The organism is Pseudomonas sp. C9-3, assembly GCF_032392015.1.
Taxonomy (GTDB): domain Bacteria; phylum Pseudomonadota; class Gammaproteobacteria; order Pseudomonadales; family Pseudomonadaceae; genus Pseudomonas; species Pseudomonas nitroreducens.
This window is the reverse complement of record NZ_CP135919.1, coordinates 4,560,563-4,575,156: the sequence shown is the minus strand read 5'-3', so window position 1 is coordinate 4,575,156 and position 14,594 is coordinate 4,560,563. Positions and strand designations below refer to the sequence as shown.

The following is a 14,594-nucleotide window of genomic DNA, read 5'->3' as shown; positions in this document are numbered from 1 at the left end:
CGGTCAAAGACCCCTGTTCTGAAAGGGTTTCGGTTGTTCGAGAACACGTGGCGAGTCTTGCATTGACAAAAAACAGCGTCAATTTATGATCTTTTTTCATCATTTGACCGGCCAGGGTGTTCCCGACCATGCGTACCGAGTTCAGCCTGCGCGATCTGGAAATCTTCCACGCCATCGCCACCACCGGTTCGACGCGCCAGGCGGCGGTGCAGCTGGGGCTTACCCAGTCGGCTGTCAGCCATGCGCTGGCGCGGCTGGAGGAGTCGCTGAAGATTCGCCTGTTCGCCCGTGAGAACCAGCGCCTGCAGATCACTGCCGCAGGGCGCTACATGCTCAACGAGGCGATCCTGCTGATGGGCAACCTGGCGCGTATCGAGGAGGACTTGTTCGTCCTCCAGGACAGCGGCGTGGCGTCGCTGAAACTGGGTTGCGCGCCGGGACTGGGGCATCGCTTCGGGCCGGCCCTGGTGCAGCGTTACCTGCAGGCACACCCGGGGATCGCGGTGTCACTGGATGTGGCGGCCAGCGGCCGGCTGATTGCTGATGTGGAGGCTGGAAGGCTGGACATGGCGCTGGTGTCCTATGAGGTGCACGAGCCCAACCTGCTGTTCGCGCCGATGGTGGCGGCACGCATGCGCGTGCTGATGCCGTCGGCGAGTGCGCTGGCAGAAAAGGCCGAGCTGGAACTGACCGACCTCGATGGGCAGACGCTGATCAAGCCGATCCAGTCGGACCACCTGATCTACCGCGACAACAGCCTGCGCCGTCTGCTGCGCCACGAGTTGCAGTCGAGCCTGTCGAGCATGGGCGCAATGATCGAGATGACCGGCGGGCTGAGCCTGGTCAACGCCATCACCGCCGCGGACCTGTGCGAAAACCCCAAGCTGGTCAGCCGCCCCTTCGCGCTGGAGCAGTGGTTCAACTTCTACCTGGTGTACAAGCAGGAGCTGAAGAGCAACCGGCTGATCGGCGATGTGCGCCTAGCGCTGGCGCAGGTGGTCGAGGCGATGCAGCAGCGCGAGGACTGTGCCGGGGCGTTGCGCCTGCCGGCGGCGTGAGAACTTGTCTACGATCTGCTGCGCGTCGACATAACTGCGTTGAAATCGGTCTCGGGATGCTCATTTACTGCAAGTAAACTCCGCTCCCTCAACCGATTTCGCCTTGTTCTGCTCTAGCTCGCGAGATCGTAAACAGGTTCTGAAGCGGGCGGCCGGGGCCGCCCGCTGCGGCTTCATGCAGTGCGCCGGGGTGCGAGGAAGCCGTTGAAGAACTGCTCGGCGTTCTCCTGCAGGCTCTCCAGGTGGTAGCCGCCTTCCTGCACGATCAGCGTGGGCAGGCCCAGTTCGCCGATGGCCTGGCCGAGACGATTGAAGCCCTCGCTGGTCACCGCGACCTGGGACTGCGGGTCGAGCTCGTAGATATCGAAGCCCAGTGACAGCACCAGTACCTCGGGTTCGAACCGGCGCAGGGCCGCGATGGCCTCGCGCAGCCGCTCGAAGAACACCGACTCGGGCGAGCCGTGGGGCATGCTCAGGTTGACGTTGTAGCCGTGGCCGGCTCCAGTGCCGCGCTCGTCCTCGTAGCCGGCAACCACCGGGTAGAAGTTGGTCGGGTCGCCATGGATCGACACGTACAGCACGTCGTCCCGCTCGTAGAATATTTCCTGGATGCCCTGGCCGTGGTGCATGTCGGTATCCAGCACGGCGACGCGCGCATGGCCCTTGCGCAATTCCTGGGCGGCGATGGCGGCGTTGTTCAGGTAGCAGAAGCCACCAGCGGCATCGCGGCGTGCATGGTGTCCCGGTGGACGACACAGTGCATAGGCCTCGGGCTGGCCGTCGAGCAGGGCGCGTGCGCCGGCCACTGCGCTTTGTGCCGACCAGTAGGCGCCGCGCCAGGTCTGCTCGCCGACCGGGCAACTGCCATCGGCCAGGTAGCGTGCGGCTTTGGCGAGAATCCCGCGCAGCGGGTTGGGCTCGCGGACGAAGACGTTGGAGATCACTTCGTCGCCCCAGTCCTGGCCGGTAGCCTTCCACTCGCTGTGGGCTTCTTCGAGGAAGCGCAGGTACTCCGGGCTGTGCACGGCGCTCAGCGGTTGCATACCGTGGTCATCCGGCTGGCGCAGCTCGAAGCCGAGCCGTTCCACGGCCTGCAGCAGGCGCCGCGGGCGCTCGGGGATTTCCTGCGGTACGCGCATCTGCCCACGGGACAGGTAGGTGCGGGGGTGGTGCAGGTACTGGTCGGGGTGGAAGTAAGTCAACATTGCGCGATGTCCTTCAACGGATGTCGGTGCCCAGCCATTTCTCGCTGATGCCCTTGTAGCTGCCGTCCTTGTCGAGATCGGCGAGTGCCGCGTTGATCGCCGCCTTCAGCTCCGGGTTGTCCTTGCGTACGGCGATGCCCATCTTTTCAGGGTAGAGCAGCTCGCCGGCCGGCCGGGCGTTGAGGTTGCGATCGCGGATGGTCAGCAGGCCGGCGATCTTGTCGGTGACGAAGCCGTCGATGCGCTTGTTCTGCAGGTCCAGGAGGATGTCCGGCAGGCCCTTGTAGGTTTTCAGCGTGACGTTGGGCTTGTGCTCGCGCAGCCAGCTTTCGTAGGTCTCGCCCAGGGTAATGCCGATGACCTTGCCGTCCATCTCGTCGATGCTCTGCAGCGGGCTGTCCTTGCGCACGAACAACTGCGCGCCGGAGAGGTAGTAGGGCTCGGAGAAGTCGACGGCCTTCAGGCGTTCGTCGGTGATCGCCAGGCTGCCGATGATGGCGTCGTACTTGCCGGCGAGCAGGCCGCCGACAATGCCGTCCCAGGCGGTGGTCACCGGCTTGGCCGTCACGCCCAGGCGCCGGGCGATGCCATCGCCGATGTCGACGTCGAAGCCCTGCAGCTTGCCGTCGATGTCGATGAAGCTGAAGGGCGGGTACTTGCCGGTGAGGGCGAAGCTGAGTTCGCCTTTCTGCTTGATGCCATCGAGGTCGCCGGCCTGGGCGGCAAGCGGGGTGAGACAGGCGGATGCCAGCAGCAGGCAACCGGCCAGGGCGCGCATTGTTCTTGTCATTGGCGGAGCTCCCGGTAGTCAAGTGAAGTCGCCGGGGAGTGTTCCAATCGCCTGTTTTCGCGTCAATCTATGTTGTTTTTCAATCACATGAGTCGTTTGGCTAAGCACCCGCGGTGTTGAGTCGCTGCGTTCTTCCCGGCCAAGAAAAAGCCCCGCATCGGCGGGGCTTTTTCATCGAGCGAGTCGCCTCAGCCGCGGCGCGACAGCGGCTGGCGCTCGAAGTTGACGCCGGCCAGGCCAGTCACCTGCAGGGCGCGGATGTTGGCGTGATCGGTGCCTTCGGGGTGCTCGCGCACGGCGCGGTAGTGCTCACCGAACGCCAGCAGGCTCTCTTCCTGGCTCAGGCCTTCGAGAATGGCGAAGCCCAGGGTCTTGCAGGAGCCCTCGTTCTGCCCGGCGGGGTTTTCCACGCTGCCGTTGGTGAAGGCGCTGGGGCTGTAGCTGTAGTGCTCGGCGATGTACGCCAGGGTGTCGGTGAACAGGTGCTGCTCGCTGCGCAGGCGCACACGAAAATCGGTGAGGGTCATCAAGGCAAACTCTTAGTGTTTCTTCGCGTTATCGAAGGCCGTCTGCTGGGCAGGGGTCGCTTCCGTCTGGTACTTGGCCTTCCATTCGGCGTAAGGCATGCCGTAGATCTCTTCGCGGGCCTGGTCCGGGCTGACTTCCAGGCCCATGTCGTCGGCCGCTGCCTTGTACCACTTGGACAGGCAGTTGCGACAGAACCCGGCAAGATTCATCAGATCGATGTTCTGCACGTCCTTGCGGGTACGCAGGTGCTGCACCAGGGTGCGGAACGCGGCGGCTTCGAGCGCCGTGCGTTGCTCGTCGGTCAGGTTCATCGGCTCGGTCATGGCAGGTCTCTCAACAAAGGCGCTTCAGAGGCGCATGGCGGGGCTGGCGAGATTCTAAGAGGCGGGCGATCTGCCAGCAACGCCCGTTGGCCGACTGGCACGGGCGTGCAGGTGCTTGGGCGGCCTTCAGCGTTGCGCGGCGAGGGCGATGGACACAGATTCGGCGAAGCGCAGGGCGTGGGGCTTGTCCACTTCCACCTCGGCATAGCGTACCGCCGGGTTGGCCATGACCAGGTCGAGCAGCTCCTGGGTCAGGCGCTCGAGCAGGGCGAAGCGGTTTTCCTCGACGTGGGCGATGATCGCCTTGGTGATGGTGCGGTAGTTCAGCGCGTGGTCGATGTCGTTGACCTGCACCGCGTCGCCGGCCGGGTAGAGGATGGTGAGGTTGATCAGCACATCCTGCTTGTTGAGGATTTCCTCTTCCTTGATGCCGATGTAGGTGCGTACGCGCAGGTCCTTGACCCGGATCCGCGCCATGCCCGGCTGCAGTTGCGTCATTTCACTTGCTCCGTCCGATCAGTTGCAGGAATTCCTGGCGGGTATTGGTCGATTCGCGGAAGGCGCCGAGCATCACCGAGGTGTTCATCACCGAGTTCTGCTTCTCCACCCCGCGCATCATCATGCACATGTGCTGCGCCTCGATCACCACCGCCACGCCAGCGGCGCTGGTGACCTGCTGGACGGCCTCGGCGATCTGCCGGGTCAGGCTTTCCTGGATCTGAAGGCGACGCGCGAACATGTCGACGATGCGCGCCACTTTCGACAGGCCCAGCACCTTGCCGGTGGGAATGTACGCCACATGGGCCTTGCCGATGAAGGGCAGCAGGTGATGTTCGCACAGCGAGTAGAGCTCGATGTCCTTGACGATGACCATTTCGTCATTGTCCGAGGCGAACAGCGCGCCGTTGACGATCTCGTCCAGCGTCTGTGCGTAGCCGTGGCAGAGGTACTGCATGGCCTTGGCCGCGCGCTTGGGGGTGTCCAGCAGGCCCTCGCGGGTCGGGTCTTCGCCGAGCCCGAGGAGAATCTCACGGTAGTGGTGAGACAGGTCTTCGATCATGGTGGGAGTTCCTCGTGCCCGCGCCGGGCGGGTCATTTGAGGTGCCGGCCGCCGTTGACGGTCAGGGTGGTGCCGGTCACGTAGGGGCTGTCGAGCAGGTAGCGCACGCTCTGGTAGATCACGTCCGGGCCGGGCTCGATGCCCATGGCGGATTTCGCCAGGGTGCGGGCGCGGTACTCGGCGTCGTCGCCGGGATTGAACATGATCAGTGCCGGCGCGATGCCGTTGACCTTGATGCGCGGTGCGAGGCTGGCGGCGAAGGACAGGGTGAGGTTGTCCAGGCCGGCCTTGCTGGCGCAGTAGGCGATGCGGTTGGCGCTGCCCTTGCGGGCGACGTCGTCGCTGAGGTGAATGATGTCGGCTGGGGCGCTGCGCCCGGCGGCGTCGCGCTCGAGCAGTTCGGCGCAGCGCAGGTTGATCAGGTAGGGCGCGAGCATGTGCACGCGGAACAGCGACTCGAAGGCCTGCGCCTCTTCGTCGGGCTGCTCGGAGATCCACGCCGAGGCGTTGTGGATGATCGCGCGTAGCCGGTTGGTGCGGGACTTCAGCTCGTCGATGAAGGCCAGGATGCCGGCCTCGTCGGCCAGTTCGGCGTGCAGGCAGGTGGCACCCAGTTCGCGCAGTTCGGCGATGCCGGGTTTTTCCTGGCGATAGGTCGCGATGACCGGCTGGCCGTCTTGCAGCAGGCGTTTCGCGCAATGCAGGCCGATGCGCTGGCTGGCGCCGGTGATCAGGATGGGGGCTGGGGTCTGGCCCATGCACGCCTCGCGAAAATCCACAGGGGAAGCGCCGCGATGGACAATGTCCGAGCGGCCGGGTAGGGCAAAACTATACCAGCCCCGGCGCGGTGCGGCACGGATGGGGCATAATGGGCGGCCTTGTATTGCCTTGTGGGAGTGAACATGAAAGTCGCCATCCTGTCCGGATCGGTCTACGGCACCGCCGAAGAAGTCGCCCGTCACGCCAAGCGCCTGCTCGAGGCCGCCGGCTTCGAGGCCTGGTTCGACCCGCGCGCCACCCTGGATGCGGTGATCGATTTTTCTCCCGAGGCCTTCCTGGTGGTGACTTCCACCACTGGCATGGGCGATCTGCCGGACAGCTTCCAGCCGCTGTTCCATGCCATCCGTGATCGCCTGCCCGCGCAATGGCGCGGTTGCCCCGGCGGCGTGCTGGCGCTGGGCGATTCCAGCTATGGCGACACCTACTGCGGTGGTGGCGAGCAGGTGCGTGAACTGTTCGTCGAGCTGGGCGTACGGGAAGTGGTGCCGATGCTGCGCCTGGACGGCAGCGAGACGGTGGACCAGGAGACCGACTCCGAGCCGTGGCTGGGCGAATTCATCGCCGCGCTGAAGGCCTGATGCATCCCCGCGCCCGCCAGCTGATCGACACGCTGCAGCTCGCCCCGCACCCCGAGGGCGGCTTCTACCGACGTGTGTTCGAGTCGCGGCTGAAGGGTACCGATGGCCGGCCGCAATCGTCGGCCATCCTGTTCCTCCTGCCGGCGGGAACCGTCAGCCGCTGGCACCGCGTGGATGCCGACGAGCTCTGGCACTTCCACGAGGGCTCGCCGCTGGAGTTGCTGATCGCCGACGCTCCGGAGTCTGCCGTACGCATCGAAACCCTCGGCCCGGTGGGCGAGGGCAGCTTGCCGCAACGCGCCGTGCCCGCCCATGCCTGGCAGGCGGCGCGCTGCCTGGGAGACTACGTGCTGGTGGGGTGTACCGTGTCGCCGGCATTCGAGTTCGCCGGGTTCCAGCTGCTGGCCGATGATGAGCAGGCGCAGCGGGAATGGCCGAAGCTGGCCGGCGAGTTTCCGCAGCTGCTCTGAAGAGCTTCGCGAGCAAGCTCGCTCCGACAGGTATGTGCCGCGCGCTCTTCGTAGGAGCGAGCTTGCTCGCGAACCGGTTTCACTCCGGATGCAACGGCATCTCGACCATCAACGCCAACCAGGCCTTCGCCGCATTCGACAGGTAGGCGTCGCGCCGCCAGATGAAACTGATGTCCCAGCGCAGGTCCGGCTGGCTCAGCAGCACGCGCACCAGGCCCGGCCGCTCCAGGTCCTTCGCTACCACGCGGGGCAGCAGCACCGCGCCCTGGCCGGCAGCGACCAATGCGCCGAGGAAGTCAGCCTGTCCGCTGCGCCCGCCCTCCTTGGGTTCGAAGCCGGCTTCGCGGCAGGCGCGCAGCAGGCGGTCGTTGAGGGTGAAGCTCTGCTGGTAGAGCAGGAAAGGCGTGTCGGACAGTTCCACCAGTTCCAGGTTTCCCCGCGATGCCAGCGGATGATCGGCCGGCAACAGGACGTCCAGCGGCTCGTTGCAGAACGGCTGCCAGTCGAAGCCAGGCTCGTCCGGCGTGAGGCCGCCGCCCAGTTCCAGTTCGCCGCTGCGGACCATTTCCTCCATGGTCTTGCTGCCGCCCTCGATCAGGTGCACGTCGATGTTCGGGTAGCGCCGCCGGTACTCGGCGAAGCGCCCGGCAAACAGCGCGTCGGCGCCCAGCAGCGGTAAGCCAAGGCGCAGTTCGCCGCGGTGCAGGTGGGTGAGGTCGTCCAGTTCGGTATGCAACTCGCGGCGCAGACGCAACATGTCTTCGGCGCGGCGCAGTACCACTTCGCCGGCGGCCGTCAGGCGGATGTGCGGGCCGCTGCGCTCCAGCAGTTGTACGCGCAGGCTCTGCTCCAGCTGCGCAACCTGCTTGCTCACCGCCGACTGGCTGGCGTTCAGGTGCACTGCTGCCTGGGTGAAACTGCCGTGGCGCACTACCTCGGCGAAGGTACGCAGCTGCTTGAATTCCATTCTGGAATGGCTCCGATTCGATCTATTCGCTTTGGGGATGATAGGCGCGGGAGTAGGCTTTGCGCCATTCCCAACCGATTTATTCACCCACTCAACGCATCGAGATCGCCGCCATGTTTCGCCGCGCCGCCCGCCTGATTTTCGAACTCGCCGTCCTGGTCGCCTTCTGGTGGATCGGCGGCTGGGTTGCCACGCTCACCGGGCTGCCGCTGCCGGGCGGGGTGATCGGCCTGGCGCTGCTGCTGGTGCTGTTCGCCTGCGGGGCGATCCGCCCAGCGCTGTTGCAAGGCGGCGCTGGCCTGTTGCTGGCGGAGATGCTGCTGTTCTTCATCCCCGCCCTGATGAGCCTGCTGGACTACGGCCCGCTGCTGCGCAGCGAAGGCTGGAAGATTCTGCTGGTGATCACCGCCAGTACTGTGATGGTGATGCTCTCCACTGCCCTGGCGGTGGAATGGATGTGCAACAGGAGTTCGCGCCATGAGCCTCGATAAGCAAGCACTGTTCTGGTTGGCCGTGACCCTGGGCGGCTACCTGCTCAGCCGTACCCTCTACCGCCGTTTCCAGCAGTACTGGTTGTCGCCCATCGTTTTCGTGCCGGTGCTGCTGTTCGCCCTGGCGATCCCGATGCAGGCCCGTTACGCCGACTACGCCCGCGACACCAGCTGGCTGGTGGCGCTGCTCGGCCCGGCTACTGTGGCGTTCGCCATTCCGATCTGGCAGCAGCGCGCCTTGCTTGCGCGCCACTGGCCGGCGCTGTTGACCGGCATGCTGGCCGGCTCGACCATGGCCATCGGCAGTTCCTGGGCCCTGGCCCATGCGCTGGCGCTGGATGGCCAGGTGACCCTGTCGCTGATTCCGCGCTCGATCACCACGCCCTTTGCCATGGAGATGTCCCACGACCTGGGCGGCGTGCCGGCGCTCACGGCGGCTTTCGTGATGATCACCGGGGTATTTGGCGCGTTGATCGGCGGCGTGCTGATGAAAATGCTGCACCTGCGCTCCGCCCTGGCCCGTGGCGCGCTGCTGGGCGTTGGCGCCCACGGCGCGGGTACCAGTCGGGCTTATGAGTTCGGCGGTGAGGAAGGTTCGGCGGCGGGGCTGCTGATGGTGCTGACCGGGCTGTTCAACCTGCTGATGGCCCCGGTCCTGGCCTGGTGCCTGTAAGGCTCAGCTGAGCTCGTAGGCATCGAGCATGCGCGAGGTGTCGGCGGGGGAGTTGAACATCATCACGTCGATGATCGACAGGCCGGCCTCGAAGGTCGGCCGCTTCTGCTCGTAGGGCACCAGCTTGGGCTCCTGGAAGCGCAGCGTCAGCCCGGCAGCGTCGTACTTGCGGCGGTCGAAGAAGCTCTGGCCGCCCGGCGGGTTCCAGTATTCCTCCACGCTGCCCAGTGCCTTGCAGATGTTCAGTGCCCATTCGTCCGGCGCTTTCGGGCGCTCCATCGGCAGGTCCATGCGCGAAAGCACCGGCATCTGCCGGGGGAAGCCCAGGTAGGCGCAGGTTGCCTCCAGGGTGGTCTTGTTCAGCGAGACAATGTCCTCGAACGGATGGTCCAGGGAGGCGGCGATCATCTCCCGTACGTCGCGGTAGTAAGGGGCCACCTTGCGGTACACGTCGAGCTGCGAGAACAGGCTGCGCCGCCAGTCCTGGCGGTTGTCCAGTCGCACGTCCTTGATCAGTGTCTCGCGGTGGTGCTTGATCCGCGGCACGCGGATGTACAGCCAGCCGTCCTGCTGCTTGAGGATGCGGTTGCGCTCGATCCAGCCGTGGTGGATGTACTGCACGGTATCGAACAGGACGAACAGGTCGGTGTGCTTGATCAGGCTGAAGTAGCCCAGGTAAGGAAAGAAGTAGGGCTGCATGATGGCGGTTCGTTTCACGTCGGCTGCCTCGTTGGCCGAACTGGAGTCTCCTCCCGACTCCCAGGTACTACTGCGGAATGGTGCCAAAGATATTGCGAAATGTTTCCAGGTGGACCGAAAGCGCCGGATCAGGCGTCGGGGGCAGGGCGGCAAACGGGCACGCTTCCGCCAGCCCGGACCTGCGATCTGGCTGCCGCACTGTCTGGATTGCGCTTTTGGAAGGAGTTGCCGGCGCGCCGGGTCCCGCTGGCGCCGCTCAGTGCAACTTCGCCCACTATAGGTGGTGAGACTCGCCGCGCAAGGCGGCTCATCGGTCCGCGCTTATGGGGGAACATTCGCCAGACAGTGACAGAGCCAACTGTCAGTTCCGTGACAGTCGCTTCGCCGCGCTGCTGACTAGACTGCGCCATCGAACAACAACAACGAAGAGGCTACCGACCATGCACGCCGCTCATCCGCTGCCCACCGTGAACGTCAAGGACCAGGTCTCCGCCGCCGAATGGCAGACCCGCGTGGACCTCGCCGCCTGCTACCGGCTGATCGCCCTGCAGGGCTGGGACGACCTGATCTTCACCCATATCTCGGCCAAGGTCCCCGGCACCGAGGATTTCCTGATCAACCCCTACGGCATGATGTTCCACGAGATCACCGCGTCGAGCCTGGTGAAAGTGGATGCCTCGGGCAAGAAGCTGATGGACAGCCCCTACGACATCAACCCCGCCGGCTACACCATCCACAGCGCCATCCATGATGTACGTCACGACGTCGCCTGTGTCCTGCACACCCACACAGCCGCCGGCATCGCCGTCTCGGCGCAGAAGCAGGGCCTGCTGCCGATTTCCCAGCAGTCGCTGTTCGTCCTTTCCAGCCTGGCCTACCACGGCTACGAAGGTGTTGCGCTGAACCATGACGAGAAGGCGCGGCTGCAGGCCGACCTGGGCGAAGCCAACTTCATGATCCTGCCCAACCATGGCCTGCTGACCTGCTCCGCGACCATTGCCGACACCTTCCTGATGATGTTCACCCTGCAGCGCGCCTGCGAGATCCAGGTGCTGGCCCAGGGCGGCGGCGCCGAGCTGATCATGATTCCGCAGCAGATCCTCGATGGCGCCCGCGCCATGGCTGCAGCCGTCACCAAGAGCAAGCAGGGCATGGGGGGCGCGCTGGCCTGGCCGGCACTGCTGCGCAAGCTGGACCTGCAGAACCCCGGCTACCGCGACTGATGGCGCTGGCCGGCATCACCCTGCGCGACTGGCGCGCGCAGGGCTGCGACTTCACCTTCCGTGGCCACCCGATTAGGTACTGGAGCGCCGGCAGCGGTGCTCCGCTGCTGTTGATCCACGGATTTCCCACGGCATCCTGGGACTGGCACTTCCTCTGGCAGCCACTGGCCGAGCGCTACCGGGTTATCGCCTGCGACATGCTCGGCTTCGGCGACTCCGCCAAACCCACGGGGCACGACTACCGCATCCTCGAACAGGCCGACCTGCAGCAGTCGCTGCTGGAACACCTGGGTGTGCAGGAACCGGTGCACCTGCTGGTGCACGATTACGGCAACAGCGTCGGCCAGGAGCTGCTGGCGCGGCACGAAGAGGGGGCTTTCAAGCTGGCTTCGCTGGCCTTCCTTAATGGCGGGCTGTTCCCGGAGACTCATCGAGCGGTGCTGTCGCAGAAACTCCTGCTCAGCCCGCTGGGTGGCTTCTTCGGCAAACTCTTCGATCGCCGGCGACTGGCGCAGAACTTCGCCAAGGTGTTCGGCCCAGGTACGCAACCGTCCGAAGCGGAGCTGGATACCTTCTGGGAACTGATCCGCCACAACGACGGGCCGAAGGTCATGCACCGGCTCATCCACTACATCCTCGACCGTCGCGAGCATCGTGAGCGTTGGGTCGGGGCGATGCAGCGCACCGACGTGCCGCTGCGGCTGATCGACGGACCGGAGGACCCGATCTCCGGCGCGCACATGGTGGTGCGCTATCGCGAACTGATACCGCATCCCGATACGGTGGAGTTGCCCGGGATCGGCCATTACCCGCAGGTCGAGGCGCCGGAGCAGGTACTGCAGCACTATCTGGCCTTCCGACAGGATCGTGCCGAGCAGGTACGGACTGATCCGCCCGTAGATTAGGAACTGGCTGATAGGCACACTCTGAGTGGCAGCGGTAGCTTCCCCGGCTTTGTTCCGCCGGAGGCCGCTGCCATGCCACTCAGATCCGTCATTCCCGTCCGCCAGCCGCAAGGCTCGCTGCGCTACCGGGTGTTGTTGCACATGCGCCAGGACTTCGTCTGGATCGCCATTCCGCTGCTGTTGCTGCTGCTGGCGGCCAGCGCGGCCGGTTGTTACTACGCCTGGCTCCTGCAGCACTGGGCGCCTGCCGCTGGCGCTGCGTTGGCGATGCTTGCGGCGGTGGGGCTGGTGCTGTTCTGGAGCGAGTACGACTGGTGGCTGTTCAAGCTCGGCCCGCGTGGCAACCTGAACATGCCCATGCGCTGACGGATCATCCCCTGGCCTTATCGGGCACCATTCAGCCGCGGTCGTCTTGGTTGTGACCGGATCGTGACTGCCGGACACTTGATGAAAAACCATCCTGTCTGGAGCCCCAATCATGAGTGATGCCCTGCACTTCGACGGAAAAGTCGTGATCGTTACCGGAGCCGGTGGCGGCATCGGCCGTGCCCACGCCCTGCTGTTCGCCAAGTACGGCGCCAAGGTGGTGGTGAACGACCTGGGCGGCAGCACCCATGGCGAAGGCGCCAATGCCTCGGCCGCCGACCGCGTGGTCGCCGAAATCCGCGAAGCCGGTGGCATCGCCATCGCCAACCACGACTCGGTGACCGACGGCGAGAAGATCGTTCGCCAGGCCGTCGAGGAATTCGGCCGCATCGACGTGGTGGTGAACAACGCCGGCATCCTGCGCGACAAGACCTTCCACAAGATGGAAGACGCGGACTGGGACCTGGTTTACAAGGTCCATGTCGAGGGCGCCTACAAGGTGACCCGTGCCGCCTGGCCGTTCATGCGCGAGCAGGGCTATGGCCGTGTGATCTTCACCTCGTCGACCTCCGGCATCTACGGCAACTTCGGCCAGAGCAACTACGGCATGGCCAAGCTCGGCCTCTACGGCCTGACCCGCAACCTGGCCATCGAAGGCCGCAAGAACAACATCTTCGTCAACGCCATCGCCCCCACAGGCGGCACCCGCATGACCGAAGGCCTGATCCCGCCGCAGGTATTCGAGCAGCTCAAGCCCGAGCTGGTCAGCCCGCTGGTGGTGTACCTGGGCAGCGAGGCCTGCCAGGAAACCTCCGGCCTGTTCGAAGTGGGTGGCGGCTGGATCGGCAAGGTGCGTTGGGAGCGCAGCCTGGGCGTGGGCTTCGACCCGCGCAAGGGCTTCAGCGTCGAGGACGTGGCGGCCAACTTCGCGCAGATCTGCGACTTCGAGAATGCCGCGCATCCGAAGGACAACGTCGAGGCGCTGCGCGAAATGATGGCGAACCTGCAGAAATACGTCAGCTGATCCGGTCAGCCTGACCGGCGGAACCGCCAGCGGGGCTGTTCCGGGGCGGTGAACGCAGTAAGGTGAAAGGGCCGGCTGAATGCCGGCCCTTCGCTTTTCCGCTTCCAGGCTCGAGGAGTTCGCCATGAGCGTGATAATCCAGAAGAACGGCCCGGTGACCACCCTGGTCATCGCCCGCCCTGCGGTGCGTAACGCTGTGGACCTGCCCACTGCCCAGGCGTTGGCCGATGCCCTGCGCGAGTTCGAGCAGGACGAGGAAGCCCGCGTCGCCGTGCTCACCGGTGCCGGCGGAACATTCTGCGCAGGTGCCGACCTTGGGGCGCTGGCGGAGGATGGCGAGCGACGCAACCGACTGGAAACCGAAGGCGACGCTCCCATGGGGCCGAGCCGGATGCAGCTCTCCAAGCCATTGATTGCCGCCATCGAGGGCTACGCCGTGGCTGGCGGCCTGGAGCTGGCGCTGCTGGCGGACTTGCGGGTGATGGCCGAGGACGCCGTTTGCGGGGTGTTCTGCCGGCGCTTCGGCGTGCCGCTGATCGATGGCGGCACTGTGCGTTTGCCACGGATCGTCGGCCAGGGCAGGGCGTTGGACCTGATTCTCACCGGCCGCCCGGTGGGCGCCCAGGAAGCCTTCGCCATGGGCCTGGCCAACCGCGTGGTGGCCAGCGGCACGGCGCTGGAGGCGGCGGAAGAGCTGGCGCGGGAGATCGCCGACTTTCCGCAGCGTTGCATGCTGGCCGATCGGGCGAGCGTGTTCGCGCAATGGGAGCTGTCGTTCGACGTGGCGTTGGCCAACGAATTCCAGGGTGGAATGGCGGTGATCGAAAGCGGCGAGACGGCGGACGGGGCGAAGCGCTTTGCCGGCGGAGCGGGGCGGCACGGGGAGTTCGGATAGGGATTCTGACGGTAGGAGCGAGCTTGCTCGCGAACCCGATCAGCTGTGGTGCTGCCGGTAAATCCGTTCGCGAGCAAGCTCGCTCCTACAGATACCGGCTGATACCGCGTTGCGCATTGATCCAGGCAGATGGGGCGACGGAAAGCCCGTGCACCGGCCCTCCCATCGCACCAACAGGCCGATCAGTCGCGCTCGATGATCACGTAGGTCTTGCGCGTGGTTTCCTGGATGTCCCAGATACCGAGGCTGTTCTGCGGCAGCAGGAAGGCGTCGCCGGCCTGGAAGGCGATCGGCTCGCCGCCGTCCGGGGTGAAGGTGCCGCGGCCGGAGATGAAGTGGCAGAACTCCTGCTCGACGATCTGGCGGCGCCAGCGGCCGGGGGTGCATTCCCAGATGCCGGTTTCCACGCCGTCCGGACGCTCGATGGACTCCACGCGGGTCTCCGAAATCGGCTCGCCCAGGGGTACGGCGACCGGGTTCGCCTCACCGAGTTGAGCGTGCAGGGTGTTTTTCAGGTGGGTCAGTTTCATACGGGGCTCCAGTGGGGGCTTTCTATCCA

General features: G+C 65.3%; 20 protein-coding genes. 10 read left to right on the top strand and 10 right to left on the bottom strand.

Features of this window, described 5'->3' with window-relative positions; translation table 11 throughout:
* The first annotated feature begins 128 nt into the window (after positions 1-128).
* Positions 129-1,058, top strand: a complete 930-nt coding sequence (locus tag RS899_RS20980; protein WP_315807982.1) for a LysR family transcriptional regulator — start codon at positions 129-131, stop codon at positions 1,056-1,058.
* A 173-nt stretch (positions 1,059-1,231) separates the two neighbouring features.
* Here the strand turns inward: RS899_RS20980 and RS899_RS20975 are convergent, their stop codons facing one another.
* The 7 genes from RS899_RS20975 to folM form a co-directional block, all read right to left on the bottom strand.
* On the bottom strand, positions 1,232-2,263 hold the full coding sequence (locus RS899_RS20975; RefSeq protein ID WP_233298994.1) for a histone deacetylase family protein: 1,032 nt from the start codon (positions 2,261-2,263) through the stop codon (positions 1,232-1,234).
* A 13-nt stretch (positions 2,264-2,276) separates the two neighbouring features.
* Positions 2,277-3,053 carry an ABC transporter substrate-binding protein gene (locus RS899_RS20970; protein ID WP_064979868.1) on the bottom strand — a complete coding sequence of 259 codons (777 nt, stop codon included), beginning with the start codon at positions 3,051-3,053 and terminating at the stop codon, positions 2,277-2,279.
* Between the two features lie 188 nt (positions 3,054-3,241).
* Complete coding sequence (locus RS899_RS20965) at positions 3,242-3,580, bottom strand: HopJ type III effector protein (RefSeq protein WP_024762690.1); 339 nt, start codon at positions 3,578-3,580, stop codon at positions 3,242-3,244.
* Positions 3,581-3,592: 12 nt separating this feature from the next.
* A complete protein-coding gene (locus tag RS899_RS20960) occupies positions 3,593-3,904 on the bottom strand; it encodes a DUF1244 domain-containing protein (RefSeq protein ID WP_054908682.1) in 312 nt (103 codons plus the stop codon).
* 126 nt (positions 3,905-4,030) lie between these two features.
* Complete coding sequence (gene folX / locus RS899_RS20955) at positions 4,031-4,402, bottom strand: dihydroneopterin triphosphate 2'-epimerase (protein ID WP_017519088.1); 372 nt, start codon at positions 4,400-4,402, stop codon at positions 4,031-4,033.
* Position 4,403: 1 nt separating this feature from the next.
* A complete protein-coding gene (gene folE, locus RS899_RS20950; RefSeq protein ID WP_054908683.1) occupies positions 4,404-4,964 on the bottom strand; it encodes a GTP cyclohydrolase I FolE in 561 nt (186 codons plus the stop codon).
* 32 nt (positions 4,965-4,996) lie between these two features.
* The gene (folM, locus tag RS899_RS20945; RefSeq protein ID WP_315807981.1) at positions 4,997-5,722 is read right to left on the bottom strand and encodes a dihydromonapterin reductase; all 726 of its coding nucleotides are present in this window, start codon (positions 5,720-5,722) and stop codon (positions 4,997-4,999) included.
* A 144-nt stretch (positions 5,723-5,866) separates the two neighbouring features.
* On the opposite strand from folM, the gene RS899_RS20940 reads away from it, so the two are divergent.
* Both RS899_RS20940 and RS899_RS20935 read left to right on the top strand, forming a co-directional pair.
* Positions 5,867-6,322 (top strand): flavodoxin, encoded by a 456-nt coding sequence (locus RS899_RS20940; RefSeq protein WP_054908685.1) that lies wholly within the window; start codon positions 5,867-5,869, stop codon positions 6,320-6,322.
* On the top strand, positions 6,322-6,792 hold the full coding sequence (locus RS899_RS20935; protein WP_315807980.1) for a cupin domain-containing protein: 471 nt from the start codon (positions 6,322-6,324) through the stop codon (positions 6,790-6,792). Before RS899_RS20940 ends, RS899_RS20935 begins: the two co-directional genes overlap by 1 nt.
* A 79-nt stretch (positions 6,793-6,871) precedes the next feature.
* Here RS899_RS20935 and RS899_RS20930 read toward each other — a convergent pair whose 3' ends face one another.
* Positions 6,872-7,759: a LysR family transcriptional regulator gene (locus tag RS899_RS20930; protein ID WP_315807979.1), complete on the bottom strand. Its 888-nt coding sequence runs from the start codon at positions 7,757-7,759 to the stop codon at positions 6,872-6,874.
* A 113-nt stretch (positions 7,760-7,872) separates the two neighbouring features.
* Between RS899_RS20930 and RS899_RS20925 the strand changes: the two genes are divergently transcribed.
* Both RS899_RS20925 and RS899_RS20920 read left to right on the top strand, forming a co-directional pair.
* Positions 7,873-8,250, top strand: coding sequence for a CidA/LrgA family protein (locus tag RS899_RS20925; protein WP_024762696.1), 378 nt, complete (start codon positions 7,873-7,875; stop codon positions 8,248-8,250).
* Positions 8,237-8,923: an LrgB family protein gene (locus RS899_RS20920; RefSeq protein ID WP_064979867.1), complete on the top strand. Its 687-nt coding sequence runs from the start codon at positions 8,237-8,239 to the stop codon at positions 8,921-8,923. The genes RS899_RS20925 and RS899_RS20920 overlap by 14 nt, the downstream gene beginning before the upstream one ends.
* Positions 8,924-8,926: 3 nt before the next feature.
* On the opposite strand, the gene RS899_RS20915 is transcribed toward RS899_RS20920, so the two are convergent.
* Complete coding sequence (locus RS899_RS20915; RefSeq protein WP_233298999.1) at positions 8,927-9,640, bottom strand: WbqC family protein; 714 nt, start codon at positions 9,638-9,640, stop codon at positions 8,927-8,929.
* A 422-nt stretch (positions 9,641-10,062) separates the two neighbouring features.
* Between RS899_RS20915 and RS899_RS20910 the strand changes: the two genes are divergently transcribed.
* The 5 genes from RS899_RS20910 to RS899_RS20890 all read left to right on the top strand — a co-directional run bounded on the left by RS899_RS20910 (position 10,063) and on the right by RS899_RS20890 (position 14,035).
* Positions 10,063-10,845, top strand: coding sequence for a class II aldolase/adducin family protein (locus tag RS899_RS20910; protein ID WP_024762699.1), 783 nt, complete (start codon positions 10,063-10,065; stop codon positions 10,843-10,845).
* The gene (locus tag RS899_RS20905) at positions 10,845-11,750 is read left to right on the top strand and encodes an alpha/beta hydrolase (RefSeq protein ID WP_315807978.1); all 906 of its coding nucleotides are present in this window, start codon (positions 10,845-10,847) and stop codon (positions 11,748-11,750) included. Before RS899_RS20910 ends, RS899_RS20905 begins: the two co-directional genes overlap by 1 nt.
* A 72-nt stretch (positions 11,751-11,822) precedes the next feature.
* On the top strand, positions 11,823-12,116 hold the full coding sequence (locus RS899_RS20900) for a hypothetical protein (protein WP_024762701.1): 294 nt from the start codon (positions 11,823-11,825) through the stop codon (positions 12,114-12,116).
* Between the two features lie 112 nt (positions 12,117-12,228).
* A complete protein-coding gene (locus RS899_RS20895) occupies positions 12,229-13,140 on the top strand; it encodes an SDR family oxidoreductase (RefSeq protein WP_024762702.1) in 912 nt (303 codons plus the stop codon).
* A gap of 124 nt (positions 13,141-13,264) precedes the next feature.
* Positions 13,265-14,035 carry a crotonase/enoyl-CoA hydratase family protein gene (locus tag RS899_RS20890; protein ID WP_315807977.1) on the top strand — a complete coding sequence of 257 codons (771 nt, stop codon included), beginning with the start codon at positions 13,265-13,267 and terminating at the stop codon, positions 14,033-14,035.
* A gap of 182 nt (positions 14,036-14,217) precedes the next feature.
* Here the strand turns inward: RS899_RS20890 and RS899_RS20885 are convergent, their stop codons facing one another.
* On the bottom strand, positions 14,218-14,565 hold the full coding sequence (locus tag RS899_RS20885; RefSeq protein ID WP_315807976.1) for a cupin domain-containing protein: 348 nt from the start codon (positions 14,563-14,565) through the stop codon (positions 14,218-14,220).
* Positions 14,566-14,594 lie beyond the last annotated feature (29 nt).